21 protein-coding genes are annotated in these 24,612 nt (G+C 70.9%); 14 read left to right on the top strand and 7 right to left on the bottom strand.

Annotation, left to right across the window (positions count from 1 at the left end):
- The first annotated feature begins 22 nt into the window (after nucleotides 1-22).
- The 10 genes from hisC to ACWDY5_RS20545 all read left to right on the top strand — a co-directional run bounded on the left by hisC (nucleotide 23) and on the right by ACWDY5_RS20545 (nucleotide 10,275).
- Nucleotides 23-1,075, top strand: coding sequence for a histidinol-phosphate transaminase (gene hisC / locus ACWDY5_RS20590; protein ID WP_449723790.1), 1,053 nt, complete (start codon nucleotides 23-25; stop codon nucleotides 1,073-1,075).
- 4 nt (nucleotides 1,076-1,079) lie between these two features.
- The gene (locus ACWDY5_RS20585; RefSeq protein ID WP_449723789.1) at nucleotides 1,080-2,114 is read left to right on the top strand and encodes an HAD-IIA family hydrolase; all 1,035 of its coding nucleotides are present in this window, start codon (nucleotides 1,080-1,082) and stop codon (nucleotides 2,112-2,114) included.
- A gap of 139 nt (nucleotides 2,115-2,253) precedes the next feature.
- Nucleotides 2,254-2,814, top strand: coding sequence for a YbaB/EbfC family nucleoid-associated protein (locus tag ACWDY5_RS20580; protein WP_449723788.1), 561 nt, complete (start codon nucleotides 2,254-2,256; stop codon nucleotides 2,812-2,814).
- Complete coding sequence (locus tag ACWDY5_RS20575) at nucleotides 2,814-3,140, top strand: hypothetical protein (protein WP_449723787.1); 327 nt, start codon at nucleotides 2,814-2,816, stop codon at nucleotides 3,138-3,140. Before ACWDY5_RS20580 ends, ACWDY5_RS20575 begins: the two co-directional genes overlap by 1 nt.
- Nucleotides 3,137-4,345, top strand: a complete 1,209-nt coding sequence (locus ACWDY5_RS20570; protein WP_449723786.1) for a WXG100 family type VII secretion target — start codon at nucleotides 3,137-3,139, stop codon at nucleotides 4,343-4,345. The genes ACWDY5_RS20575 and ACWDY5_RS20570 overlap by 4 nt, the downstream gene beginning before the upstream one ends.
- A gap of 23 nt (nucleotides 4,346-4,368) precedes the next feature.
- A complete protein-coding gene (locus tag ACWDY5_RS20565) occupies nucleotides 4,369-4,929 on the top strand; it encodes a hypothetical protein (RefSeq protein ID WP_449723785.1) in 561 nt (186 codons plus the stop codon).
- Nucleotides 4,930-5,179: 250 nt separating this feature from the next.
- Nucleotides 5,180-7,501, top strand: coding sequence for a chitinase C-terminal domain-containing protein (locus ACWDY5_RS20560; protein ID WP_449723828.1), 2,322 nt, complete (start codon nucleotides 5,180-5,182; stop codon nucleotides 7,499-7,501).
- Nucleotides 7,502-7,845: 344 nt separating this feature from the next.
- Nucleotides 7,846-7,947, top strand: a complete 102-nt coding sequence (locus ACWDY5_RS20555) for an SHOCT domain-containing protein (RefSeq protein WP_449723784.1) — start codon at nucleotides 7,846-7,848, stop codon at nucleotides 7,945-7,947.
- Between the two features lie 76 nt (nucleotides 7,948-8,023).
- Nucleotides 8,024-9,571: a D-alanyl-D-alanine carboxypeptidase/D-alanyl-D-alanine endopeptidase gene (gene dacB / locus ACWDY5_RS20550; protein WP_449723783.1), complete on the top strand. Its 1,548-nt coding sequence runs from the start codon at nucleotides 8,024-8,026 to the stop codon at nucleotides 9,569-9,571.
- 29 nt (nucleotides 9,572-9,600) lie between these two features.
- The gene (locus ACWDY5_RS20545; RefSeq protein ID WP_449723782.1) at nucleotides 9,601-10,275 is read left to right on the top strand and encodes a class I SAM-dependent methyltransferase; all 675 of its coding nucleotides are present in this window, start codon (nucleotides 9,601-9,603) and stop codon (nucleotides 10,273-10,275) included.
- Here ACWDY5_RS20545 and ACWDY5_RS20540 read toward each other — a convergent pair.
- Both ACWDY5_RS20540 and ACWDY5_RS20535 read right to left on the bottom strand, forming a co-directional pair.
- Nucleotides 10,272-11,078 (bottom strand): SigB/SigF/SigG family RNA polymerase sigma factor, encoded by an 807-nt coding sequence (locus tag ACWDY5_RS20540; RefSeq protein WP_449723781.1) that lies wholly within the window; start codon nucleotides 11,076-11,078, stop codon nucleotides 10,272-10,274. The genes ACWDY5_RS20545 and ACWDY5_RS20540 overlap by 4 nt on opposite strands.
- Entirely contained in the window at nucleotides 11,075-11,506 is a 432-nt protein-coding gene (locus ACWDY5_RS20535; protein WP_449723780.1) for an ATP-binding protein, read from the bottom strand. The genes ACWDY5_RS20540 and ACWDY5_RS20535 overlap by 4 nt, the downstream gene beginning before the upstream one ends.
- 190 nt (nucleotides 11,507-11,696) lie before the next feature.
- On the opposite strand from ACWDY5_RS20535, the gene ACWDY5_RS20530 reads away from it, so the two are divergent.
- A complete protein-coding gene (locus tag ACWDY5_RS20530) occupies nucleotides 11,697-12,755 on the top strand; it encodes a glycosyltransferase (RefSeq protein WP_449723779.1) in 1,059 nt (352 codons plus the stop codon).
- On the opposite strand, the gene ACWDY5_RS20525 is transcribed toward ACWDY5_RS20530, so the two are convergent.
- Nucleotides 12,756-13,139, bottom strand: a complete 384-nt coding sequence (locus tag ACWDY5_RS20525; protein WP_252485401.1) for an STAS domain-containing protein — start codon at nucleotides 13,137-13,139, stop codon at nucleotides 12,756-12,758.
- A 271-nt stretch (nucleotides 13,140-13,410) separates the two neighbouring features.
- Nucleotides 13,411-15,723: a SulP family inorganic anion transporter gene (locus tag ACWDY5_RS20520; protein ID WP_449723778.1), complete on the bottom strand. Its 2,313-nt coding sequence runs from the start codon at nucleotides 15,721-15,723 to the stop codon at nucleotides 13,411-13,413.
- Between the two features lie 475 nt (nucleotides 15,724-16,198).
- Between ACWDY5_RS20520 and ACWDY5_RS20515 the strand changes: the two genes are divergently transcribed.
- Entirely contained in the window at nucleotides 16,199-16,855 is a 657-nt protein-coding gene (locus ACWDY5_RS20515) for a DedA family protein (RefSeq protein WP_252485399.1), read from the top strand.
- Between the two features lie 10 nt (nucleotides 16,856-16,865).
- Here ACWDY5_RS20515 and ACWDY5_RS20510 read toward each other — a convergent pair whose 3' ends face one another.
- From ACWDY5_RS20510 to ACWDY5_RS20500, 3 genes are all read right to left on the bottom strand, one after another.
- The gene (locus ACWDY5_RS20510) at nucleotides 16,866-19,991 is read right to left on the bottom strand and encodes a BTAD domain-containing putative transcriptional regulator (protein WP_449723777.1); all 3,126 of its coding nucleotides are present in this window, start codon (nucleotides 19,989-19,991) and stop codon (nucleotides 16,866-16,868) included.
- A 54-nt stretch (nucleotides 19,992-20,045) separates the two neighbouring features.
- The gene (locus ACWDY5_RS20505) at nucleotides 20,046-21,272 is read right to left on the bottom strand and encodes a nitric oxide synthase oxygenase (RefSeq protein ID WP_449723776.1); all 1,227 of its coding nucleotides are present in this window, start codon (nucleotides 21,270-21,272) and stop codon (nucleotides 20,046-20,048) included.
- Between the two features lie 317 nt (nucleotides 21,273-21,589).
- Nucleotides 21,590-22,003 carry a hypothetical protein gene (locus ACWDY5_RS20500; RefSeq protein WP_449723831.1) on the bottom strand — a complete coding sequence of 138 codons (414 nt, stop codon included), beginning with the start codon at nucleotides 22,001-22,003 and terminating at the stop codon, nucleotides 21,590-21,592.
- On the opposite strand from ACWDY5_RS20500, the gene ACWDY5_RS20495 reads away from it, so the two are divergent.
- The gene (locus ACWDY5_RS20495) at nucleotides 21,908-23,242 is read left to right on the top strand and encodes a helix-turn-helix domain-containing protein (RefSeq protein WP_449723775.1); all 1,335 of its coding nucleotides are present in this window, start codon (nucleotides 21,908-21,910) and stop codon (nucleotides 23,240-23,242) included. The two genes, ACWDY5_RS20500 and ACWDY5_RS20495, sit on opposite strands and share 96 nt — an antisense overlap.
- A gap of 486 nt (nucleotides 23,243-23,728) precedes the next feature.
- Nucleotides 23,729-24,520 carry a response regulator gene (locus ACWDY5_RS20490; protein WP_449723774.1) on the top strand — a complete coding sequence of 264 codons (792 nt, stop codon included), beginning with the start codon at nucleotides 23,729-23,731 and terminating at the stop codon, nucleotides 24,518-24,520.
- Nucleotides 24,521-24,612: the final 92 nt, after the last annotated feature.

The following is a 24,612-nucleotide window of genomic DNA, read 5'->3' as shown; positions in this document are numbered from 1 at the left end:
TCAGCGGTGTAAGGATGCGGGCATGCCCGTGCGAGTCAGAGCCGACCTTGCCGCGATGCCCGACTACGTTCCCGGCCGGAAGATCGCCGGGGCGATCAACCTGGCCAGCAACGAGGTGTCCTACCCGCCGCCGGCCGCGATCGTGGCCGCGGTCAGCGAGGCGGCCGCCTCGGTGCACCGCTATCCGGCGATGGGCAGCGAGGACCTGATCAGCAGGGTGGCCGAGTCCTTCGGCGTGGACGCCGCGCAGGTCGCGATCGGCTGCGGCTCGGTGGCGCTGTGCCAGCAGCTGGTGCAGGCGCTGTGCACGGCACAGGACGAGGTGCTCTTCGCCTGGCGCTCCTTCGAGGCCTACCCGATCGTCACCCAGGTGGTCGGCGCGATCCGGCACACCGTGCCGCTGGCCCCCGGCTACCGGCACGACCTGGCCGCCACCCTGGAGGCGATCAACGAGCGCACCCGGCTGATCTTCGTCAGCAACCCGCTGAACCCGACCGGCACCGCGCTGCGCCGGGACGAGCTGGTCGACTTCCTGGACCGGGTGCCCGAGGACGTGCTGGTGGTGCTGGACGAGGCCTACCGCGAGTTCGTCACCGACCCCGACGTGCCGGACGGCCTGGAGCTGGCCCGCGGCAGGCAGAACGTGGCCGTGCTGCGCACCTTCTCCAAGGCCTACGGGCTGGCCGGGTCCAGGGTGGGCTTCTGCGTGGCCTCGCCGGAGGTCGCCGGCGGCGTGCGCAAGGTGGCGATCCCGTTCTCGGTCAACCGGTTCGCGCACGCGGCCGCGCTCGCCTCGCTGGATGTGCAGGACGAGCTGATGGAGCGGTGCCGGTTGATCGCGGCGGAGCGGGACCGGGTCAGGGACGAGCTGATCAAGATCGGTTTCGACGTGCCGGAGTCGCAGGCCAACTTCGTCTGGCTGCCGCTGGCCGAGCGCGCGACCGCGTTCAACGAGCACTGCATTGAGCAGAAGGTGGTGCTGCGCTGCTTCGCCGGCGACGGCGTGCGGGTCACCATCGGCACGCCGGAGGAGAACGAGGCGATGCTCGCCGCGGCCCGCAGCTTCCCGGGCTGAGCCGATGCGGGTCCTGCGCGGCAGCGCCGAGCCACTGGCGCGGCGCTACCGGACCGCGCTGCTGGACCTCGACGGCGTCGTCTACCGCGGCTCGGTCGCGGTCGAGCACGCCGCCGAGGCCCTGACCGAAGCGCGCCGGCACGCCCTGCGGACCCTGTTCGTCACCAACAACGCCTCCCGCACCTCGGCCGAGGTGGCCACCCTGATCAGCGGTTTCGGCCTGCCGGTCGCTCCCGACGAGGTGGTCACCTCCGCCCAGGCCGCGGCCCGGCTGGCCGCCGAGCAGGTCCCGCCGGGCTCCCCGGTGCTGATCGTCGGCGGCCCCTCGCTGGAGCTCGCCCTGGCCGAGGTCGGCCTGCGCCCGGTCCGCTCGGCCAGCGACGACCCGGCCGCGGTGGTCCAGGGCTTCGCCCCCGACGTGGACTGGCGCCAGCTGGCGGAGGCCTCCTACGCGGTGGCCCGCGGCATCCCGTGGATCGTGTCCAACATGGACCTCGCGGTCCCGCGCGAGGGTGGCATCGCCCCCGGCAACGGCGCGCTGGCCACCGCCGTCCGCCTGGCCACCGGCAAGGAACCCCTGGTCGCGGGCAAACCACAACAGGCCATCTTCACCGAGTCCATCCGCCGAAGCGAACCCCCGCACCTGGTCGTCGGCGACGGCCTGATCACCGACATCGAGGGCGCCAACGCCAGCGGCCTGGACAGCCTGCTGGTCCTCAGCGGCGTCACCACCGTGCGCGCCCTGGCCGCGGCCCCACCGCAACACCGCCCCACCTACCTGGCCGCTGACCTGCGCGGCCTGCTGTTGCCCCACAACGACCTCACCGCCACCGGCACCACCGTCCACTGTGGATCCTGGACCGCCGAGCCAGCCCACGGCGAGCTGGTTCTCACCACCACCAACCCGGCCAACCACACCGACGGCGCCCGCGCCCTGTGCGCCGCGGCCTGGCTCGCCGCGGACTCCACAATGGACTGCGCACTGGAGACCGCCCTGGCCCACTGGACCGCGCTGGGCACGGACAGCCAGGCGGCCTGAGCCGTTCGAGTGTCACCCAGGTCACCTCCGAGCGGAGTTCGGCCAAACCCCACCACGGCCACCCACGGCCTTGCTACGTTCGCAACGCGCTGGGGGGCGACTGTTGGGGAATGGGCGAGCGTGAGGGGGAGGGACCGTCGTGTCGGCGGAGTTCGATTCACTGGTGGCGGAGTTCGAGCGTTTCCAGGAACAAGGCAGAAAAGCAGAGGCCCGCCTGGCGGCCTACGACGGCATGCGCGAGGAGATAGCCGCGGTGGAAGCCGTGGCCACCTCACCCGACCGGGGCGTCACGGTCACCGCGGGGCCAGGCGGCGCGATCCGGAACATCCAGTTCACCGAAGAAGCCCTCCGCCGAGGCCCACAAGCCCTCTCCGCCACGGTCATGGCCACCGTGCAAGCGGCCGTGGCCGAAGGCGCCCGCCGCCAAGCCGAGACCGTCCAACGCTACGTGGGCGACGACCTCAACATCCTGGACCAGGTCCTGGAAACCCAAGCCGAGATGCTGGGCGTCCCAGTAGAAGACCTCCGCACAGCCACCAGCCCCGCCCCTCGGCCCGCGGACCCGGACGAGGACTTCGCGGACCGCCAGTTCGCCAGGGACGAGGCGAACCCGTCCCGCCCGGCGCAGTCCCCGCCGCCCTCCTCGCTCAGCCCGGGGCAGGAGTTCCTGCGCAAGCTCTACGACGGGGAGGACCACTGATGTCCGGCAAGCTCAAGACCAACCTGACCGGCCTCGACAACTGCGCTGGCAAGGTCAAGGGCCTGGCGGGTAAGGCCGACGGCCTCAAGGGCAAACTGTCCGGCACCGAGGTCCCCGAACTCGCCTGGGGCCTGGTCGGCCAGGCACTCGCCGTGTTCTACCGCCCGATGGTGGCCGACTTCCGCGAGTTCCTGCACAAGATGGCCGAGGGCACCGGCAACGCCGGCGAGAAACTCACCGAATGCGCGGCCGCCTATCGCGAGGCTGACGAGTCGGCGCAGCAGTCGGCCAAGCAGCTCAAGGCGAAGCTGGGGGAGTCAAGATGACCACTCCTGGCTACTGGGAAGGCACCGTCGCGCCCAACCTGCCCGCCGGCATCGGTAGCGCGGTCAAGCTCGCGGACAAGGTGAACAAGCTCGACTTCAACAAGGACGCCGTCACGGTCGGCATCGAGGTCTCCGCGGTCGCCGCCGACGCCACGAGCCTGGTCAGCTCCTGCATCGGCACCGCCGTGAGCGCGGCCGCCGATCCACTGGGCTGGCTGATCAACCAGGGGCTCGGCTTCCTGATCAACATCTGCACGCCGCTGAAGCAGGCCATTCAGCTGGTCTCCGGCGATGCGGAGGCGTTGACGAAGTCGGCGCAGGGGTTCAGCGACCTCGGCAAGGAGATCGTCGGGTTCGGCAAGGAGTTGAGTGCCGCCCTGAAGGAGGACCTCAAGGACTGGCAGGGGGCGGCGGCCGATGCCGCCCGGACCCGGATGGCCGGTTTCCTGGAAGGAGTGGCCGGCGTCGCGGACAAGGCGGGGGACATCGCCGGGCTGCTCCAGATCTCCAGCATGGTGGTCAAGGTGGTCGAGGAGTTCATCCGAGGACTGCTCGCCGACCTGATCGAGTGGCTGATCATCACCTGGCTGGCCGCGCTGGCCACCGCCCCGATCACCCTAGGTGGGTCCACTGCCGTGGCAGGCGGGGTGACCGCGTACAAGGTCGCCAGCACCACGGTGAAGAGCACGCAGAAGGTCACCAGGCTCAGCCGGCTGCTCAACAAGATCAAGGAGCTGATCGCCAAGCTCCAGGGCTGGCTGAAGAACTCGAAGATCGGCCATGAGTTCATGGACACCGCCTCCGGCAAGGGAGGCAAAGCGCTGAAGAACATCCAGGACTCGGCGCTGGCCAAGGCCACGGACAAGGTCAACAACAAGCTGCCGGAGGGCGCCAAGCGGGAGCTCACCCGGGAAGAGTTCCGCAACACGCTGGAGCAGAGCAGCACTTCCACCGGGCAGGCGGTGCGGGCCGGATTTGGGCAGAAGCTCGGTGACTCGCTCAAGGACCAGGGCAAGAAGCTCATCGGTACGGACAAGGTCAAGACAGGTTTCGACTCGGAGGGCAACCCGGTGGACAAGGTTGATCCGAGCAAGATCGCCGGCAAGGTGGCGGGCTACGCCAAGGACGGGAAGAAGGCTTTCGACAACTACACCTTGGCGCCGGATCAGGACGAGGACAAGACGCGACGGGACCTCGATCTCTGATGGATCCGGGGCTTCTGGGTGTCTTGGTGGTCGGCGTGCTCCCGGTGTTCGGCCCGCTGGCTTGGCTGTTCGCGCACGAGATGCGCGTCCTCGCGTTCCGCCGGTTCCACCTGCGGTGGCTGGCGGGCAAGCACGGCTGGAAGTACCGGGTCTCGCCCCATCTCGTCACCAACAACCAGGAGACCTTGCGGTTCTCCGGTGTGTACCGCGCCCGTCCCTTCCGGTGCCGCGAACTGCGCGACACCGACGGTGGCAGCGCGGAGTCCTTCAAGGTCCTGATGGAGTTGCCCGGGTTCGGCCATCTGCCGGAATGCGAGATCCGGTATCGCCGAATCCGGTGTCGTGTCGAGTTGTGGCGCGGGGATGTCAGGGTGTTAGCGGAGACGGATCTGCGCCGGTGGATGCTGCGCCGACCGGTTACCGCCTGCACTGTCGAGGTGCGTGACGGGGTGCTGTGCGCGAGGTGGGGCTATCCGTTCCACGGCGGTGTCTTCCGGCGCAAGTTCGACTTCTTGCTCGGTGTGGCCAAGCGGCTGGAACAGGTGGCGGACTCGCGCCCGCCTGGGCGTCCGACCGGAACGTGAGAGCGCGACCACCCCGGCAACCGGCCCCACCTCATACCGCCAACCGGATCAGCCCAGGTCACCACCTGATCCCAGTGGTCCAGACCTATTGACGACCGTGGTCTGGACCTCTTACCTTTCGGGCACCCTGCACCACTGTGACCGCGCGCACGCGCGCACAGCCGCCTCCGCCGCCGCTGTCCCCTGGAGGTGAACCGTGATCAGGAAGGTGCCGCTTTTCGCCGCCCTGGTTGCCTTGCTGGCGAGTTTGATGTTCGTCGCGGTGCGGAGTCCGGAGTCGCGGGCCGAGGTGCCTGACACCGCGGCCAACGAGGACTGCCGCCCCGACGGGCTCTACCGCACGCCGAACGTGAACGTCCCCTACTGTCTGGCCTACGACGCCGAGGGCCGGGAGAAGATGGGCGCGGACCACCCGCGCCGGATCATCGGCTACTTCACCAGCTGGCGCACCGGCAAGAACGGCCAGCCCGCCTACCTGGCCAAGGACATTCCCTGGACCAAGGTCACCCACCTCAACTACGCCTTCGCGCACATCGGCGCGGACAACAAGGCATCGGTGGGCGCCGCCGGTCCGAACAACCCCTCCACCGGCATGGAGTGGCCTGGCGTGGCCGGGGCGGAGATGGATCCGTCGTTGCCGTACAAGGGGCACTTCAACCTGCTCAACAAGTACAAGAAGCAGTACCCCGACGTGAAGTCGCTGATCTCCATCGGGGGCTGGGCGGAGACCGGGGGGTTCATCGACGACAGCGGCAACCGGGTTGCCAGCGGCGGTTTCTACACCATGACCGACTCGCAGTCGACGATCAACACCTTCGCCGACTCGGTGGTGGACCTGGTGCGCCGCTACGGTTTCAACGGCGCGGACATCGACTACGAGTACGCGACCTCCATGCCGAACTCGGGCAACCCGCTCGACTTCTCCTTCTCCAACCCGCGCCGGGCCAAGCTGATGGCCGGGTACAACGCGCTGATGAAGACCCTGCGGGAGAAGCTGGACGCGGCCTCGGCCGCCGACGGCAAGTACTACCTGCTGACCGTGGCCGCGCCCTCCTCCGGCTACATGCTGCGCGGCATGGAGACCCACCAGGTGCTCCAGTACCTGGACTACGTCAACGTGATGTCCTACGACCTGCACGGCGCGTGGAACCACTTCGTCGGCCCGAACGCCTCGCTCTTCGACGACGGCAAGGACGCCGAACTGGCCGCGGGCAACGTCTACAGCACCCCGCAGTACGGCGGGATCGGCTACCTCAACGGTGACTGGTCGTACCACTACTTCCGCGGTGCCATGCAGGCCGGGCGGATCAACCTCGGCGTGCCGTACTACACCCGCGGCTGGCGCGGGGTCAGCGGTGGCACCAATGGCTTGTGGGGCAAGGCCGCGTTGCCTGACCAGGCCAAGTGCCCGGCAGGCACCGGCGGCTCGGTCGGGTCGACCACGCCGTGTGGCAACGGGGCGGTCGGGGTGGACAACCTCTGGCACGACCTGGACACCGCGGGCAAGGAGGTCCCGGCGGGCTCGAACCCCATGTGGCACGCCAAGAACCTCCAGGACGGCAAGCTCGGCAGCTATGCCGCGCAGTACGGCCTGAACCCGGCGGCCAACCCCGACCACGCGATCACCGGCGCCTACACCCGCCACTACGACAGCACCCTGGTCGCGCCCTGGCTGTGGAACGAGCAGAAGAAGGTCTTCCTGTCCACAGAGGACGAACAGTCCATCGCGGCCAAGGCGCAGTACGTGCTCGACCGCGGCCTGGGCGGCATCATGATCTGGGAGCTGGCCGGCGACTACGCCAAGGACACCGCGAAGAACGAGTACTTCATGGGGTCCACGCTGACCACCACGATGTACGACAAGTTCCGCACCGGCTCGGCCTACGGCAACCGCAAGGCCAAGCACACCACCCCGGCGGAAACCCTTGACGTGTCGGTGGAACTGGGCCAGTTCCCGGTCGGCGACGCGAACTACCCGATCAGCCCCAAGGCGAAGATCACCAACAACTCCACGGTGACCATCCCCGGCGGCGCAGACCTCCAGTTCGACTACGGCACCTCGGCCCCGGCCAACATGCAGCAGCAGTCCGGCTGGACGCTCGCGGTGACCCGCACCGACCACAGTGGACCGAACGTCGGCGGCCTCAAGGGCGACCTGCACCGGATCTCGCTGAAGCTGCCCGGCTGGCAGAGCCTGGCGCCGGGGGCCAGCGCCGAGGTGGCGATCGTCTACTACCTGCCGATCACCACCCCGTCCAACCTCACGCTGACCTTCGGCGGCAAGACCTACGGGCTCAAGCAGGACCACGCCCGCGGCGCCGGCGGCAGCACCCCCACGACCACCAGCAGCACGACCAGCACCACCACGAGCACGACGACCAGCACCACGACCACGACCACCACTCCGCCCCCGGCCTGTTCGGTGGCGGCTTGGAGCCGGGACGCGACCTACACCCAGGGCAACGAGGTCTCGCACAAGGGCAAGAAGTGGCGGGCCAAGTGGTGGACCAAGGGCGAGGAGCCAGGGGCCACCGGCGAATGGGGGGTGTGGCAGGACCTCGGCGCCTGCTGAGGCAGCCGAGTGGGCAGGGCGGCCGGAACTCGCACTCCGGCCGCCCCGCCCCGGTTACAGCCCTGCCGGATGACCAACGACGACAGCGTGGTCAGCTTCGACGGCCGCAGGTGCTGTTCGAGCCGGTCCGGACGAGGCGCACCCGGAGAAGCAGGCGGCCGGACCGCGCGCGGCCACCTGCGGGTACGCATCGCCGACTCACCCCGCTCCGCGCTGAGCCCCGGAGCCGACCCCTACGTGGTGACCTTCGGCCTTGGTGAGGGCGTGACCGCCGAGTCGCTGCCCTTCGCCGCCACCGTGCCAGCCGCGATCCCGCGAGCGCGCTGGCCGCCACCACCGACGAGGTGGTCGCCGCGATCCGCAAGCTCGGCGAGCTGCGCGAGGCCGGCCTGCTCACCGAGGCGGAGTTCGCCGCGAAGAGGACCGAGCTGCTCGGCCGCCGGTAGCAGCGGCGGCAGCCATTCGGCGGAAAACCGGCCGGAGCCATTGCCCGCGCTGGGCGTCCCGGGCCAGGTTCACCGCATGCCACGACCACGCCTGCTCGCCGTCCTGTGCGCCACCGCGCTGCTCGGTGGGCTCGTCACCGGCAGTGCCGCCGCCGGCGACGACCCGAGCACCCTGTCGCTGTCCGCGGACCTGGACCAGATCCTGGCCGACCCGAGGCTGGCCGGGGCAGGCACCGGCGTGGTCGTCCGCGAGGTGGACACCGGCCAGGTGCTCTACCGCAGGGGCGGCGCGGACCGGTTGCAGCCCGCCTCCAACGCCAAGCTGCTCACCTCCGCGGCCGCGCTGGAGGTGCTCGGCCCGGACCACCGCTTCACCACCAGCGTGCTGGCCGACAGCTCGTTGCGCGGCAAGGTCCTCAACGGTGACCTCTACCTGCGCGGCACCGGCGACCCGACTACCCTGGCCGCCGACTACGACGCGCTGGCGCAGCGGATCGCCGACACCGGCCTCCAGGTGGTCACCGGCCGGGTGGTGGCCGACGACTCCGCCTTCGACCCGGTCCGGCTCGGCCCGAGCTGGGCCTGGGACGACGAGCCGTTCTACTACTCCGCGCAGGTCGGCGCGCTGTCGGTGGCCCCGGACACCGACTACGACGCGGGCACCGTGATCGTCAGGGTCCGCCCGGCCGCGGCCGGGCAGCGGCCTGCCGTGGAGCTGACCCCGCCGACCTCGGTGATCACCGTCGACAACCGGGCCACTACCGGCGCGCCCGGCTCGGCGAGCACCATCGCGGTGGAGCGGCAGCACGGCACCAACACCGTGCTGGTCACCGGATCCGCGCCCGCCAACGGATTTGCCAGCGCGCACTTCTCCACTGTGGACGATCCGGCCCGCTACGCCGCCGACGTCTTCCAGGCCGCGCTGCTGCGCCGTGGCGTCCGGGTGCTGGACCCCAAGCCGGGCGCCGGCGTCACCCCGCCGCACTTCGCCGAGCTGGCCGCGCACCGCTCGATGCCGCTGTCGGAGCTGCTGGTGCCGTTCATGAAGCTGTCCAACAACGGCCACGCCGAGATCCTGGTCAAGGCCATGGGCAAGGCCGTGCACGGCAAGGGCACCTGGGCCGACGGCATCCGCGCGATGGCCCCAAAACTGGCCGCGCTGGGTGTGCCGCCCGCCGCGCACCGCCTCGTCGACGGCTCCGGACTGTCCAGAATGGACATGGTCACCGCCGATCAGCTCTCCGCGCTGCTGGCCGCCGCCCGCACCCGCCCCTGGTACCCGGTCTGGCACCACTCGCTGCCGGTGGCGGGCAAGGCCGACCGCCTGGTGGGCGGCACCCTGCGCAACCGGCTGCGCGGCACCCCGGCCGAGGGCAAGGTGCGGGCCAAGACCGGGTCGCTGACCGGGGTGAGCGCGCTGTCCGGCTACGTCACCGGCAGCGACGGCCGGGACCTGGTGTTCGCGGTGGTCACCAACAACACGCTCAGCGGCACCAAGGACCTGGAGGACCGGATCGCGGTGCGCCTCGCCGCCCACCCCGGCCCCGCCGCCCGCGCTGCGATCCCCGAGTCCCCGGCCGATGCGGACCCGTGGACCGAATGCTCCTGGCGCAAAGCCTGCTGAGCGCGGCAAAGAGGTCCACACTCGGAGGCATGGCCATCCCGCGCGACTACGACGACAACCCGGACCGCTACCGGCGTGGCATGACCGCCTCGCCGGGCGCGCCGGACCTGTACGCGGTGCTCGCCGCCGAGCTGCCCGAGGGCGGCGCGGTGCTGGACGTGGGCTGCGCCGAGGGTGTACTCAGCCGCGCGGTGGCCGCCGGTGGCCCCCAGCCGCGGTTGCTGGTCGGCCTGGACCGCTCGGCCACCATGCTGCGCGCCCACCCCGGCCCCGCCGTGCGCGCCTGCGCGACCGCGTTGCCCTTCGCCGATGGCGCTTTCGACGTGGTGGTAGCCGCCAACTCCTTGTGCCACCTCACCGATCCGCGCCCCGCGCTGCGCGAGGCCCGCCGGGTGCTGGCCGAGGGCGGCCTGTTCCTGGCCGCCACCGTCGCGCACAGCGACTCGCCGGAACTGGCCCCGGTCTGGCGACCGCCGCGCACCGCTTTCGACGCCGAGGACGCGCCCGGCCTGGTGCGCGCGGTGTTTGACCGGGTCGAGGTGCGGCGGTGGGACGCGCCCATGGTCCAACTGCCCGACCCGCCGGCCGTGCGGGACTACCTGGTGGCCCGGCTGATGCCCCCGGCCGAGGCCGAGATCAGCGCGCGCTGGGTCGAGGTCCCGATGACCGTCACCAAACGAGGCGCGCTGATCTTGGCTCGTTAGCCGGACTCCTCGTCCATCAGCTTCTCCCGCAGCGTGGCCAGCGTGCGGCCGAGCAGCCGGGACACGTGCATCTGCGAGATGCCGACCCGGTCCGCGATCTGCGTCTGCGTCATGTTGCCGAAGAACCGCAGCACCACGATGGTCCGCTCCCGCTCCGGCAGCTGGGCCAGCAGCGGTTGCAGCGACTCGCGGTACTCCACCTCGGCCAGCCCGGAGTCCTCCTCGCCGAGCGCGTCGCCGAGGGAGACCGAGTCGTCGTCGGCGATGAGCAGGTCGTCCAGGGAGGCGCTGCGGTAGGCGTTGGTGGCCTCCAGGCCCTCGTAGACCTCCTCGCGGGTGAGCTGGAGGTGGGTGGCGATCTCGCTGGGCGTCGGCGCGCGACCGAGCCGCTGGGACAGCTCGCTGGTGGCCGCGCTGATCGACAGGTGCAGCTCCTTGAGCCGCCTGGGCACCCGGACCGCCCAGCTGGCGTCCCGGAAGTGCCTGCGCACCTCGCCCATCACGGTGGGCACCGCGAAGGACAGGAAGTCCACGCCGCGCTCCGGGTCGAACCGGTCCACCGCGTTGATCAGGCCGAGCGTGGCGACCTGGATCAGGTCCTCCTGCGGCTCGCCGCGCTGGCTGAACCGGCGCGCGATGTGCTTGGCCACCGGCAGGTGCCCGGTGACCAGCGCGTCGCGCACCTGGGACCGGCGAGGGTCATCCGCTGCCAGCGCGGCGAACTCGCTGAACAGCGGCTTCAGGTGGTCGTATCGGCCGGAGTCGCTGGACTGCGGCTCGGCCGTGTGGTCGGCCTGGGTCACCCGCCCACCACCGAGTTGCTCCTCTTCGCCAGCTCGATGCGGACCAGGTGGAAGCCGTCCTGAGCCGGTTCCACGGTGGCCTGCACCGAGTCGGTGAGGGTGCTGAGCACCTGCCAGCCGAAGGAGTCCTTGCGGGGCAGCGCGTCGCTGGCCGACAGCACGCCCGCGCGCACCGTGATCTCCCCGGCGGCCGGCCGGAACTCACAGCTGAGCACCACTCCCGGCGCGGCCAGCCGGACCAGGGTCGAGCACACCTCGTCCACGGCCAGCTTCAGGTCGGCGATCGCGTCCAGGTCGAAGTCCTCGCGCATGGCGAGGTCCGCGGCGACCGCGCGCACCGAGGAGATCTGCAGTGCGGTGGCGGCGATGCGCACCTCCACCGGGGGAATGGCCGGTTCGGAAGTCGAATCGGGCTGCGACACGGTCACCTCGACATCTCGGAAATTGCGGTGTGCTGGCGCGATCACGCTACGACACCTGGACATCATCACCTCAGCTGGCCGGACAAAGATGGACATACCCCGGCGATTCGGGGGCCAACCCTCAGACGATGGGGTGCCGTGCCACCCGGTTTAGCGCTTCGGCGGTTCGGAGAACCCCGAGGGAGGAGGTGCTCCGATGAGGATCGCGATGGTGTCCGACCCGACCGTCTCCGACCAGGACCCACAGGTGACCAGACTGGCCGCCGGGCTGACCGGCGCGGGCCATCGGGTAACCGTGTACACCCGGTCGGACCGAGAGTCGCTACCCATGGGGGAGTTCACCGAATTCCTCGCCCGGCGGTTCCGGCAGCGGCCGCCGGATCTGGTGCACGCGCACTGCTGGACCGCCGGACTGGCCGCGCTGATGGCCGCCGCCGACGCGGGCGCCCCGCTGGTGCAGACCTATCACGGCCTGGACGCCGGGCAGAGCGACCGGCACACGATCGAGCGGATGCTGGGCCGCAAAGCCCGGCTGGTGCTGGCCGGGGACAACGACGAACGGGACCGCCTGGTGCGCATGGGCGTGCCGCGCGGCCGGATCTGCGTGGTGCCCTGCGGCATCGACCTGAACCGCTTCCACCCCGAGGGCGAGGTGGCCACCCGAGGGGCCAGGCACCGGCTGCTGGGCCTGGGCGCGGTGGTGCCCGGCCACGGTTTCGACCGGATCATCGAGGTGCTGCCCGCGGTGCCGGACACCGAGCTGGTGCTGGCCACCCCGAACGGCAGGTCCACAGTGGACGGTGACGAGCTGCGCAGGCTCAAGCAGCTGGCGCAGGCCAGGGGCGTGGCCGACCGGGTGCACCTGCTCGGCATGGTCACCGCCCGCGCGCTGCCGCCGCTGCTGCGCTCGGCGGACGCGCTGATGTGCTTGCCCCGCAAGGGTTCCTGCGGAACGATGCCGCTGGCCGCGATGGCCTGCGGCACCGCGGTGATCGCCACCGGCGAGGGCGAGCTGGCCGACACCGTGGTGCACGGCGTCACCGGACTGCACGTGCGCCCCGACGACCCGCGCGGGCTGGCCAAGGCGCTGCGCGGTTTCCTGGCCGATCCGGCGATGATCGAGTCCTGCGGGGTGGCCGGGCGGGACCGGGTCAGCGCCCGCTACTCCTGGGACCGGGTGGTCGCCGACACCGACCGGGTCTACGAGCGGGTGCTTGCCGGCGAGGTGGTCCCGGCCCAGCGGCGCGGTCGCTGATCAGGCGAGAGCGCCGTCGAGGGTCTGGTGGATGTCGAAGACCTCGCCGAGGCCGGTGGCGTGCAGCGGGCGGGTCACCGCGTGGGTGGCGCAGACCAGGCGCAGCTCGGCGTCCTGCCGCTGCACCACCTGGCGGGCCTCCACCAGCGCGGCCAGCCCGCTGGAGCCGAGGAAGCTGACCCCGGTGAGGTCCACCACCAGCCTGCGGCAGCTCTCGTCCACCTCGGCGCCGAGGAGCTCCTGGAAGGCCGGGGTGGAGGACATGTCCAGCTCGCCGACCACGGTGATCACCACGATGCCGCCCGGCCGGTGCGAGGCGGTGGTGTCGGCCACCTCTTCCCCCGGCAGGTCGATGGGGTGAGCCTGCTGGATGTGCTCGGTCACGGCGCCTCCTCCTGCCCTACTCGCGTGAATCTCTGCGTCGAGCCGCATCGGCAAGGCGTTGTAGTGCGGAATCCGGCGACCGGGCTGGGCCCGCGCGCCGACACGGCCATTCGGCCGTAACCACACCCACCGTAGAGACGCGCCCGGCCCCAGACAACCACCCGAGCGTGGTGACCCTGCGTGTCCGGGGCGTGAACCCCGCGCTGACCTGCGGAGGGTGCCGTGGGCGCGGATTTCGCGAACCACGTCACCCTCCGCGATCAGCCGGGGGTCAGGTGGTCGCGCCGGAGGTGACCGGGGTCAGCCTGCCGGTCTGCTGGTCCACCAGGTACATGCGCGGGCCGGCGATGTCGAAGAACATGCCGATGAGGTTCAGCCGCCCGGCCAGCACCGCCTCCCTGACCACCGGGAAGGTCATCAGGTTGTCCAGCTGCTGCGCCACGTTGGCCACGCTGAGCCGGTCGTGCGCGGCCAGCCCGGCCTCCTCCTCGACGGCGTGGAAGCGGATCAGGCTGGGCTGGATGTGCCGCAGCCACTCCGCCAGCCGGGAACCAGTGCGCACCGCGCCGGAGAGACCGGCCTTCATCGCGCCGCAGTCGGAGTGCCCGCAGACCACGATGGCCGCCACCTTCAGCACGTCCACCGCGTACTCCACCGTGGCGCCCACCGAGGCGTCCGCCGGTCCCTCGTCGTGCCGGGGCACCAGGTTGCCGATGTTGCGCAGGGTGAACAGGTCACCCGGTCCGCTGGTGGTGATCAGGTTGGGCACCACCCTGGAGTCCGCGCAGGTCACGAACAGTTGCCGGGGGCTCTGCCCGTTGGCCAGCTCGGCGAAGAACGGCCGGGCCAGCGGCGCGCAGCTGCGCTCGAACTCGTGCACGCCCAGCAGCATCGAGTCATCCAGCGCGCCGGAGGCGGCACGCGGCCGGGGAATCAGCGCCGTGGCCGAGTCGCCGTCCCGGCGCTGCCACACCGACCAGGGCGCGAACCAGCGCAGCAGCGGTCCGGGCAGCGAGCGGCGCTGCTCGGCGCGGCTGTGCTGGGCGCGGTGGAACCAGGTGTCGCCGTGGTCCTCGCTGACGGTCACCGCGCCGCCGAGCCGCTCGTGCGTGCGGCACCAGCCGTGGATGGCCTCGTAGGCGGCGTGGTCCAGGTAGTCCACGTGCAGGGTGAGCAGCACCTTCGCCCGCTCCGGCACGCGGTGCAGCTCGCTGGTCAGCCGGGCCACGCCGAGGAAGACCAGCGAGCCGCGCACGCTCACCGACCAGGTGTCCTCACCCTCGGCAGGCGGGTTCACCCGGATCGTGGCGTGCGTCAGTCGGTAGAGGGCCAGCGCGAGGGCCAGCAGGATGCCCAGCGTGACGCCCTGGACCAGGTCCAGGAAGACGACACCGGCGAAGGTGACCGCGTACACCGGGAACTCGCGGTGCCGCCACAGCTCGCGCATGTGGCTCAGCCGGACCAGCTGCACGCCGGAGACCACCAGCACCGCGGCCAGCGCGGCCAGCGGGATGCGCTCCAGCAGACCGGCCAGGACCAGCACGAAGGCGGCCACCCACAGCCCGTGCAGGATGGTCGAGGCGCGGCTGCGGGCCCCGGCGGCGACGTTGGTGGAGGAGCGCACGATGCCACCGGCGATGGGCAGCCCGCCGAGCGCGCCGGAGGCCATGTTGGCCACCCCCTGGGCGACCAGCTCGCGGTCCAGGTCAGCGCGCGGGCCGGTGTGCAGCCGGTCCACCGCGACCGCGGACAGCAGCGACTCCACGCTGGCCACCGCGGCGACCAGCAGCACGGAGAGCGCGATCCCGCTGGGCGTGCCCTCGGGCAGCACGGGCAGGGTGAAGGCGGCCAGCGGCTGCTCGGGCAGGTCCACCCTGGGCAGGTCGAGGCGGAAGATCCAGGCCACCGCGGTGGCCAGCGCGACCGCGACCAGCGCCGCCGGCACCAGGCGCACCCTGGGCAGGCGCGGCCACAGCAGCAGCACGGCGATGGCGATCAGGCCGATGAGGAAGGCCGAGTCGTGGTGCGCGGCGAGCTGGGCGGGCAGGTCGCGCAGGTTGGCCAGCACCGAGGTCTGCGGCTGCCCGCCGAGCACCACGTGCAGCTGGCTGATCGCGATGACCACGCCGATCCCGGCGAGCAGGCCGTGCACCACGGCGGGGGAGAGGGACAGGGCGGCCCGGCCGATCCTGGACAGGCCCAGCAGCAGTTGCAGCAGCCCGGCCGCGACGGTGATCCCGGCGGTGGCGGCGAACCCGTACTGGTGCACCAGCCCGGCGACGATGACGGTCAGTCCGGTGGCGGCCCCGCTGATCTGGAGCGGGGCCCCGCTGAGCGACCCGGCGACCACACCGCCGACGACGGCGGCGATCAGGCCTGCCATCAGCGGGGCGCCGGAGGCCGCGGCGATGCCGAGGGAGAGCGGAACGGCGGTGAGCAACACGACCAGGGACGCGGGCAGGTCGTGGCGGAGCAGGCTGAGCAGTCGGTTTCCACTCCTCACGCCGGGCGGGGAGTGCACAGGTGGCCGGCTGGAGGTGGTGTGCTCGCTGCTGCGGTGCCGGGGACGGGGTGCGCTGATCATGGCGCGGTGAACCTCCGATGGATGTGCGGTCTCGCGTGCCGCCGCGGGTGGCGGGCACGCGCGTCAGCCCCGGGCACGGCGGCCCGGCGGTGAAGGGGAGACGGGACGGCGGGCGCGTCAGCGCGCACGCGCGGGGAACATCAGCGGCGGGTTCGCCAAGGCCGGGCGGGCGCGGATAACGGCTCGGCGCACCGAGTCCCTGTCATGCGCGACCTCCGACTGCTGATGACCACCGCGGCGAACTCGTGGCACTTTTCCGCCGCTGTGGCCATCGTCACATGCCTAGTGATCTTCTTGTAGACCCGTCAACCAGTCGGGCAGGCAAGTTCACACCCCTCGGGGACAACCCCCGAACCCCTGGTCACAACCCCTAGACGAAAGTCAGGGACCCGATAACCGGAAGTCCGGGACGACGAACTGTCCGTTTCTGAAAGACTTGCCGGGCAGTCACAACACCCGAGGGGGACACGAAGTCATGGGGTTCATCACCGAGGCGCTGGAGTCGATCGCCGGCCTGCCCAAGCCCGCCGTGCTCATCGCGACCGGCCTGCTGACCTTCGGCGAGTGCGCCATCGGCCTGGGCTTCATCGTCCCCGGCGACACCGGCCTGCTGGTCGCCGCGACCACGGTCAAGACGGTCCCGTTCTTCCTCACCATGTGGGTGGTCATGACCATCTGCGCCGCCGCGGGCGACTCGGTCGGCTACCTGCTGGGCCGCAAGTTCGGCGTCAAGCTCAGAAACACCAAGCTGGTGGCCAAGATGGGCGCCGAGAACTGGGACAAGGCCACAGACCTCATCCGCCGCCGCGGCGCCTGGGCCGTCTTCTTCGCCCGCTTCCTCCCCGTCGTCCGCACCCTGACCCCAGCCGCCGCCGGCACCTCCGGCCTGGCCTACCGCAAGTTCCTCCCCGCCAGCATCATCGGCGCCACCCTGTGGTCCCTGCTGCACATCGGCATCGGCGCGGGCCTGGGCGAAGCGGCCAAGCGGGTCGAGGGCGTACTGGGCACCGCCAGCTGGGTCCTGCTGGCCGTCCTCGCCGTGGTGGTCACCATCGTGGTGCTCCGCAAGCGCGCCAAGTCCAAGGCCGAGGCCGCCGCGAAGGCAGAACCCCAGCTGGAAACCGCGAGCTGATCTTCCTCCGCTAGCTCTTCCGCTCCGCCTCGGCGATCTGGGCCAGCACCTCCATGGTGCGCTCCTCGCCGGGGCGGTGCCCGGTTTTCCGGTGGCTGGCAAGGGCTTTGGCGGCGTGCGCGCGAGCGGTCGGCAGGTCGCCGAGATCGAGGTGGATCCGGGCGAGCGAGGTGTGCGCTTGCCCGAGCCGGACGCCGTAACCGACCTCGGCGGCCAGGGTGAGCGCGGCCAGCGCGTGGTCGAGCGCGACCTGCGGTTCGCCCATCGCCTGATGTGTGTCGGCCAGCCCGAGCAGCGCGTCGGTCTCGAAGTGTGCGAAACCGGTGTCCCGGCTCAGTTCCAGCGACTGGTGGTGGTGGGCCACCGCTTGGTGGAACCTCCGCCGTTCCCGCGTCACGACGCCGAACACGTTGTGCCCATGGGCGAGCTCCTTGTGGTCCGCCGAGGACTCCGCTCGGGCCACCGCCTCCGCCACCAGGTCCTCGGCCCGGTCAAGCGCACCCAGCTCCGTGTGCACCGCGGCCAGGCCGATGAGCGTGTTCAGCTCCCCGTACCTGCCGCCCATCCGGTCGAAGACCGCCAACGCCTCGTGCAGCCTGGCGAGCGCCTCCTCGAGATCGCCCAGATCCCACAGGACGAAGCCGAGGTTGTTGTGCAGCACCGCCTCGGAGTTGGCCAGGCCCCGCCTGCGCGCGATCTCCAGCGCGCGCAGGTAGCAGTTCCGCGCGGTGTCCAGCTGGCCGAGCTCGCGCAGGACGATGCCGAAGTTGCTCAGCAGCGGCACCTGCCGGTACTCGTCGCCGAGCGCCACGTACATCTCCAGCGCCTGCCGGTAGCAGCGGATCCCCTGCCGGTGGTCCCGCCGGTCCACGTGGTTGATGCCCTGGTTCGCGATCACGTTGGCCAGCCGTACCTGTTCGGGGCTGTCCGCCAGGTCGGCCCGCGCCAGTTCCAGGTGCTCCATCGAGGTGTCTTGCTGACCGAGGAACCAGTGCAGCACACCGAGCCCGTGGTGCATGCACGCCTGTGCGATCGGGTCCTCCAGCCGGATCGCGCTGCGCAGACCGGCTTCGGTCGTGGTCAGCCAGTCGTTGAGCAGCCTGGCGTGCTGGAAGTAGCCGCGCAGCGTGTCGGCCAGTCGCCACGCGCGGTCGTCCCTGGACTCCTCCGCCGCGCGCAGCGTCGCGGCCACCAGGTTCGGCCGTTCCAGGTCGAACCAGTGCCGCGCGGCGCGGTGGTCGGGGAAGCCGCTCGGGCCGGTGCCAGGCGGTGGATCGTCCAGCCTGGTCCTGGACACCTCCCGGTACAGCAGCTCGGTGGCCCGGTCCGCGCCGTAGAGGTAGAAGTCGAACCAGCGCTGGAACGCCGCGTCCCTGGCCTCGACTGACTCCTCGGCGTGGCAAAGGTGCTCGGCGTAGAGCCGGATCAGGTCGTGCAGCTGGAACCGGCCGTCGTCCTGTCGCTGCACCAGGTTCGCCGTGGCCAGCTCTTCCAGCAGCGCGGCCGCGTGCCGCTCGGGCACACCGATCAGCGCCGCCGCGGACGCCGCGGTGAAGTCCGGTCCTGGTACCAGCCCCAGGAACCGGAACAGTCGCTGGTGCTCCGGCATCAGGGTCTGGTAGGAGCGGCCGAACGCCTGCTGGACGGCGGCCTCCGGATCCCCGTCGATCGCCAGCGAGGCCAACCGGTTCCCGCCGCTGATCTGCCGTACCCGGTTGGCCAGGCAGGTTCCGGTCGTCTCGGCCAGGTTCGCCGCCGCGATCCGCAGTGCGAGCGGCAGGTGCGCGCACAGTTCGGCGAGCTCGTCCAGCGCTTCCGGCTCCTCCGAGCCGAGCGTGCGGGTGAGCAGTGCCAGCGCGTCCTCGTGCCGCAGCACATCCAGGGTGATCGTCAGGCCGAGGCCGGGGAGCTGGTTGCGGCTGGTGACCAGGGCCGCGCAGCCCGGTTCGGCCGGGAGCAGCGGCAGCACCTGCTCCGCCGCGGAGGCGTTGTCCAGCAGCACCAGCACCCGCCGGCCGCGCAGCACCGAGCGGAACAGCTCCGCCTGCTGCTCCTGCTCCAGCGGGATCTGCGCGGGCGGCACGCCCAGCCCGCGCAGGAACCGGGCCAGCACGTCGGTGGGGCGCAGGGCGGCCTCGGTGGCGTAGCCGTGCAGGTTCACGTGCAGCTGGCCGTCGGGGAAGTCCGCGCGCAGCCGGTGGCCGACCCGGACCGCGAGCGCGGTCTTGCCCACCCCCGGCGGACCGGACACCAGCACCGGGCCGCCGCGGCGCAGCTCCTCGGCGATGCGGTGGCCGAGGCGGTCCCTGCCGACGAAGTCACCGATGTCCGGCGGAAGTTGACAGACGGGCTGCCAGGCGGCGACCGCGGTTGTCATCGGCGCGGGCGCGGCCAGGGCCGGGTCGTTGGTCAGCACCGACTGGCGCAGGTCGCGCAGGCGGGCGCTGGGTTCGACGCCGAGTTCCTGGCGCAGCACGTCCGCGGCCCGCTGGTAGGTCTCCAACGCCTCGGCCTGGCGCTGGGTGCGGTACAGGGCGAGCATCAGCTGGTGCCAGAACTCCTCGCGCAGCGGGTGCTCGGCGGTCGCCTTCCACAGGTCCGGCACCAGCGACTCGTGCCTGCCCAAGGCCAGTTCGGTGTCGAAGCGCAGCGCCAGGGCGTCCAGGCGCTCGGTGTCCAGCGGGTCGCCGTAGTCGCGACGCAGCCCGGCCGAGGTGACGTCGGCCAGCGCCGGGCCGCGCCACAGGGCCAGCGCGGAGTGCAGGACGGCGGCGCGTTCGGCCGGGTCCGCGGTCTGCCGCGCGGTGTGCAGCAGCTGCCGGAAGCGGTGCGCGTCGGCGGCCTCCGGCTCGGCCGCCAGCCGGTAGCCGCCGGCCACGGTGCTGATCAGCCCCGCGCCGAGCAGATGTCGCAGCCTGCGCACATAGGTTTGCAGGGCTCCGCGCGGATGTGCGGGACGGTCCTCGTCATCCCACAGGTAACCGACCAGCTCCGTGGCCTCGACCCGTTGCCCGGCCCGCAACACCAGGCACGCCAAAAGGGTTCGATGCTTCGCTGCCTCCACCGGCGCGGACCGTCCGGATAGGACGATCTCCACCGGTCCGAGCAGCCGGAACTCCACGCCGCGACCAGCCATTGTTGCCCCCCTCTGTAGTCCTTTCGGACCACACCCCGGAGGCAGACTAGCTGGTCAGCCGCTCAACCGTCGTCGGAAAGCGGCAAACAACCCACGCCTGGCCGCGGCCGCCACATCCGGCGCGGCAGGGAAGCGGTGCGGCGCGCCGTGCTGGCCCCGCTGCGCCGCGTCCGGGTCGAGCACGAACTCCGGGCGCAGGTGCTCGGTCTCGTAGTAGCGGTGGAAAACCGGGGTCAGCGAGCCGGACATCGGGGGGACGATCCAGCTCCAGTCCGCGGGGCAGGTCCGCCCCGCCTTCTCCTCCTTCTTGAGGTGGGTGAGGAAGCGCTCGGACTCGGTGTGGTGGTCGGTGATGGTGACCCCGGCCGAGGCGTAGGAGTGCAGCACCGCCCGGTTGATCTCCACCAGCGCCCGGTCCCGCCACAGCGTGGCCTCCGAGCTGGTGTCCAGGCCGAGGCGCTCGCCGATCTCCGGCAGCATGTCGTAGCGGTCGGCGTCGGCGAGGTTGCGCGCGCCGATCTCGGTGCCCATGTACCAGCCGTTGAACGGGGCGGCAGGGTAGGAGACGCCGCCGATGGACAGCCGCATGTTGCTGATCGCCGGGACGGCGTGCCAGCGCAGGCTCAGGTCGGTGAACCAGGGCAGGTCGGGATGCTCCAGCGGCACCTCCATGACCACGTCCCTGGGCACCGGGAACAGCCGCACCCCCTCGTGCGCGGTCTCCACCGCCAGCGGCAGCAGGTCGAACGGGCTGCGCTGCGTCGGCGGCCGCCAGCCCAGCTCGGTCACCGCCTCGGTGAACCCGGCGTAGCGCGGATCGCCGACCACGTTGCCGAAGGCGTCCCGGTAGCCCGCGTAGCGGACCAGCTGCTCGTTCCAGATGCACGGGCCGGGCTGCTCGGGGGTGTCCGGCGCGAACACGGTCATCACGGGCCGGACGCGGCCGGCGTTGGTGGCAAGGCGCAGGTGCTCGACGCACTCGGCGGCGATGTCCGCGGCGCCGGTGACCTGCCGCAGGTCGCGCACGGCCAGGCTGCGCCAGTACAGGCGGCCGATGCACCGGGCGCTGTTGCGCCAGGCGACCCGCGCGCCGAAGACGAGTTCGTCGGGAGTGTGCAGGTAGGTGCCGCGAAGGGCGATCTCGGCCCGCACCGCGGAGAGTCGGGGCTCCACCGGTCCGGCCTGGGGATTCTCGGCGTGGAAGAGCCGGAGGAAGTCCTCCGCCTCGTCAACGTCGACACCCTCGCCACCACCCGCCCGCACCCCCGTCTCCAGGGGCATCGCCCCGTGGGCGACTGGGCAGGCCATGGGGGCCATCGGTCGCTCGCTGAGGGTAGTCACGGCGCGGAAACTTAACCCGGCAAACATGTCACCGGTGACCGCCAGACGGGCCACGAGCTGCGGTTTAGTGGTGCACACTATCGAGGAATCTAGTTACGGAGGGTGCGGTACTTGACCGGTGCGGGGGGTGGCTTGAGGACCCGGCAGGGTGGTGTGGGGTGGGTCTGGACACGAGAAACGGGTTGTCTCGCCGCCGCCGAGACAACCCGTTTACTCGATGAAGTGGCAGTTCGTTGCGCAGGGGACGACGCAGAACCTCATCTACCGGGGTGGACGATGTCAGTCACACCGTCCCGCCCGGGACTGGGATGGAGGATGTCGGAGTCCTGGGTCGCGCCACCGCCCGGCTTGCTCGGGTGGACGATGTCGTTCGTGGCCGCGGCGCCCGAGCCGGGGCTGGGGTGGATGATGTCCAGAGTGCCCGGTGCCGCGTTGACTGACAGGTTCTGGACCTGCGTAGGCGACGAATAGATATCGGTGGATTGAGCGCTGCTGTCCGCGAGTGGAACAATTCCCGCGTAAAGTGTCATCAGAAGGGCAACGAACATGCCTGCCTCCTTGGGTTGCTGCCTGTCATGAGTTCTGCCGAACGTGTCAGCACCGAACGTGAGCTTGCCGCGACGTTCGGGGATCAGTTGCGCGCCTTGCGTACCGCGCGAGGACTCACGCAACGTGATCTTGCTGGCGAGGGTCTGTCCAGTAGCTACCTCTCGCGCCTGGAGTCTGGGCAGCGCATGCCCACGGCTAAGGTCGTCGAGCAGCTCGCTGCGCGCCTCGGCGTGCCGCCGGACGCCTTCGCCGGTCTTGGCAACGGGGCCAAGGTGAGCGGGGGCGGGTTCCTCACCGCCGTGGTGCGGGTGATCGAACACCTGCTCAGCGGCCGGACGGAGGCCGCGCTGGCGGTGCTCGACAATCTCCGTGCCGAGGCCCGCGACCCGCAGGCCCGCTGGCTGTGCGAGTACGCGGCCGCGGCCTGTGCGAGCAGGCTGGGGCGTACCCAGGACGTCCACCAGCGGTTGTCCGACCTCGAACCCATGTACCGGGGACTGCCGACCGCGGCCAGGGCGCTGACCTCGACCATGCAGACCGGCACCGCGCGCGAGCTGGGTCGCAACCGGGAGGCACTCGACCTCGGGCAGCGTGCGGTGAGCGAGGCCGACGCCGTCGCCAACGACAGCGGCTTCCGGGCTGAGCACGTCGCGGCGCTGCGGGTCAAGGCCCGGACCACCTACGCCGCGGCGCTCGGCGCCGCCGGCCGGATCTCCGAGGCGCTGGACTTCTGCAGGCAGGCTGTCGACCTGGCCGCCGAGTACGCGCTGAACCGGCCGGATGAAGGACACGACGACACCGCGCCCGAGCTGACCGTGGTGAGCCACTGGATGTACGCGGTCGCGCTCACCAGGGATGGGAAGTACGACGAGGCGAGTACTCAGCTGTCCGTCGCGCTGCGGGCCACCACCGAGGAGGTCGGCACCGAGCTGTGGTGCCGGGTGCGCCTGGCGGTGGTCTCGCTGTTCCTGGACCCCGGTGTGCCCAGTGAGAGCTCGCCCGAGGTCCTGCTGAACGAGGTCGCCGGGGTTCGCCACGCGGCCAAGGGACAGCTGGACGCGCAGATCTTCACCCTGCGGGCCGAACTGTCCCTGAGGTCCGGGGACATCGAGGCCGCGCTGGAGCACGCCCAGGCCGCACTCGACTCCGGGATGCTCGGTTCGGCCGACCGGATTCGCACCCTGATGACCGTGGTCAAGGTGAGCACCGACCTGGGGCTGGAGGAGAGGCGACTTTCCGCTCTTGACGAGTTGCTCCAGCACCTGGACACCGCGGATCCGGAGGAGGTGCGGCCCGCTTTGCTCAAGGAAGTGGCTGCGCTGTCCGTGCGGACTTTGCGCAACCACCACGGGCGCTCCTGACGTCTCCACCGTGACAGGCACGGCTCCGGCCGCCGTGCGGACGTTTGCGCGCGCGGCGGTGCGGCACTTTCCACGCACAGTCATGTCTAGCCCAAACGGGTGTCGACGCGGATCTGCATGCTGTGCCTCTGGTGAGTGTCGTAGCGGCCGTGGTGTTCACCCACGGTGGTTATGAGGCGAGGGTAAGAGTCCCGTTCGTGCTGCGTCAACGTGACAGGGCTGGGTTGGAGGGTGTGTCAACTGGTTGGCAATCCTTCGATCGGGGGGATTGGTGACTGTGGGTGGCGGTCGGCGGGGGGTCAGGGGTTCCGACGAATGTCGGTTGTGACATCTATGGGTGATCTGAACGGGTCTGGTCGTCGCCGGTTGTTGACTAGTTAATTGACCATCAGTCAGGGGGTCGGTACCATGCTGTTGTCATCAGTTGTCAACTCGATGATCAGCATTTGCCAGTCATGACTGGGGCCGTCTGAGCAGGGGTGTGTCATGTCGCTGAGCCAGCGTCCAGGCGCGGTGCGACCGGGGAGCTTCGGGCAGTCTCCGCGTGAGGGAGAACCACGCGCGCAGGCAATCAAGGTCCTGGTCGTCGACCGGCACCCGATCGTCGCGGACGGGCTGCGCGCCTGTTTCGCTCAGCACTCCGACATCGAGTTCACCGGTGCGCTCCAGGACGCGGAGCACATCGTGGACGAGGTGACCGCCCGTCGTCCCGACGTCGTCCTCGTCGATCTGGACCTCGGTGAGGTGGACGGGCTCGAGGTGGTCAAGGCGGTGCTGCGCACCCGGCTGCCCATCGTCGCCGTGGTCTTCTCCGACCAGCGTTCCCGGGTCGGCGCGGCGCTCCAGGCCGGCGCAATGGGCTTCGTGCTGAAGTCCGCGACGGGGGATGAGGTCGTCGCGGCGATCAGGCAGGCGCGCAGCGGTGTCACGTCGATGTCGCCACAGTTGACACCGCTGACAGTCACGCCGCTGCCCCGGGCCCAGATACGTTCCGTGCTGTCCGGGCGGGAACTGGACGTGCTGCGACTCGTCGCCGAAGGTCACACGAACGCGGAGATCGGCAGGCGCCTGTTCGTCGCCGAGACCACGGTCAAGACCCACCTCCAGCGGATCTTCGCCAAGCTGCACGTCAGCGACCGCGCCGCGGCCGTGGCCACCGCGCTGGCCACCGGGCTCCTGGTGGCGGGACCGGACGGCTTCGGCGGCCAGGTCTACTCCTTCCGGCCGCACAACGTCGCGGTCATGCCGCTGCGCCAGCAGGCGGTCGGCGGTTCCTGACCGGCGTCACCAGTCTTGGGGTCAGCGCGGCGCGGGTGCGTCGCGCTGACTGGCGTATCCGGGTGAGCCGCCGCCACACTCACCCGTCTGGC

The organism is Crossiella sp. NPDC003009, from assembly GCF_053591555.1.
This window is presented reverse-complemented; position numbering and strand designations above follow the sequence as displayed.

Excerpts from the sequence above, each read along its gene's own strand:
- ACWDY5_RS20490 (WP_449723774.1), top strand. The coding sequence starts at position 23,729 with ATGTCGCTGAGCCAGCGTCCAGGCGCGGTGCGACCGGGGAGCTTCGGG.
- ACWDY5_RS20530 (WP_449723779.1), top strand. The coding sequence starts at position 11,697 with ATGAGGATCGCGATGGTGTCCGACCCGACCGTCTCCGACCAGGACCCA.
- ACWDY5_RS20495 (WP_449723775.1), top strand. The coding sequence starts at position 21,908 with ATGAGTTCTGCCGAACGTGTCAGCACCGAACGTGAGCTTGCCGCGACG.
- ACWDY5_RS20560 (WP_449723828.1), top strand. The coding sequence starts at position 5,180 with ATGTTCGTCGCGGTGCGGAGTCCGGAGTCGCGGGCCGAGGTGCCTGAC.
- ACWDY5_RS20585 (WP_449723789.1), top strand. The coding sequence starts at position 1,080 with ATGCGGGTCCTGCGCGGCAGCGCCGAGCCACTGGCGCGGCGCTACCGG.
- ACWDY5_RS20515 (WP_252485399.1), top strand. The coding sequence starts at position 16,199 with ATGGGGTTCATCACCGAGGCGCTGGAGTCGATCGCCGGCCTGCCCAAG.
- ACWDY5_RS20510 (WP_449723777.1), bottom strand. The coding sequence starts at position 19,991 with ATGGCTGGTCGCGGCGTGGAGTTCCGGCTGCTCGGACCGGTGGAGATC.
- ACWDY5_RS20575 (WP_449723787.1), top strand. The coding sequence starts at position 2,814 with ATGTCCGGCAAGCTCAAGACCAACCTGACCGGCCTCGACAACTGCGCT.
- ACWDY5_RS20520 (WP_449723778.1), bottom strand. The coding sequence starts at position 15,723 with ATGATCAGCGCACCCCGTCCCCGGCACCGCAGCAGCGAGCACACCACC.
- ACWDY5_RS20545 (WP_449723782.1), top strand. The coding sequence starts at position 9,601 with ATGGCCATCCCGCGCGACTACGACGACAACCCGGACCGCTACCGGCGT.
- ACWDY5_RS20570 (WP_449723786.1), top strand. The coding sequence starts at position 3,137 with ATGACCACTCCTGGCTACTGGGAAGGCACCGTCGCGCCCAACCTGCCC.
- dacB (WP_449723783.1), top strand. The coding sequence starts at position 8,024 with ATGCCACGACCACGCCTGCTCGCCGTCCTGTGCGCCACCGCGCTGCTC.
- hisC (WP_449723790.1), top strand. The coding sequence starts at position 23 with ATGCCCGTGCGAGTCAGAGCCGACCTTGCCGCGATGCCCGACTACGTT.
- ACWDY5_RS20505 (WP_449723776.1), bottom strand. The coding sequence starts at position 21,272 with ATGCCCCTGGAGACGGGGGTGCGGGCGGGTGGTGGCGAGGGTGTCGAC.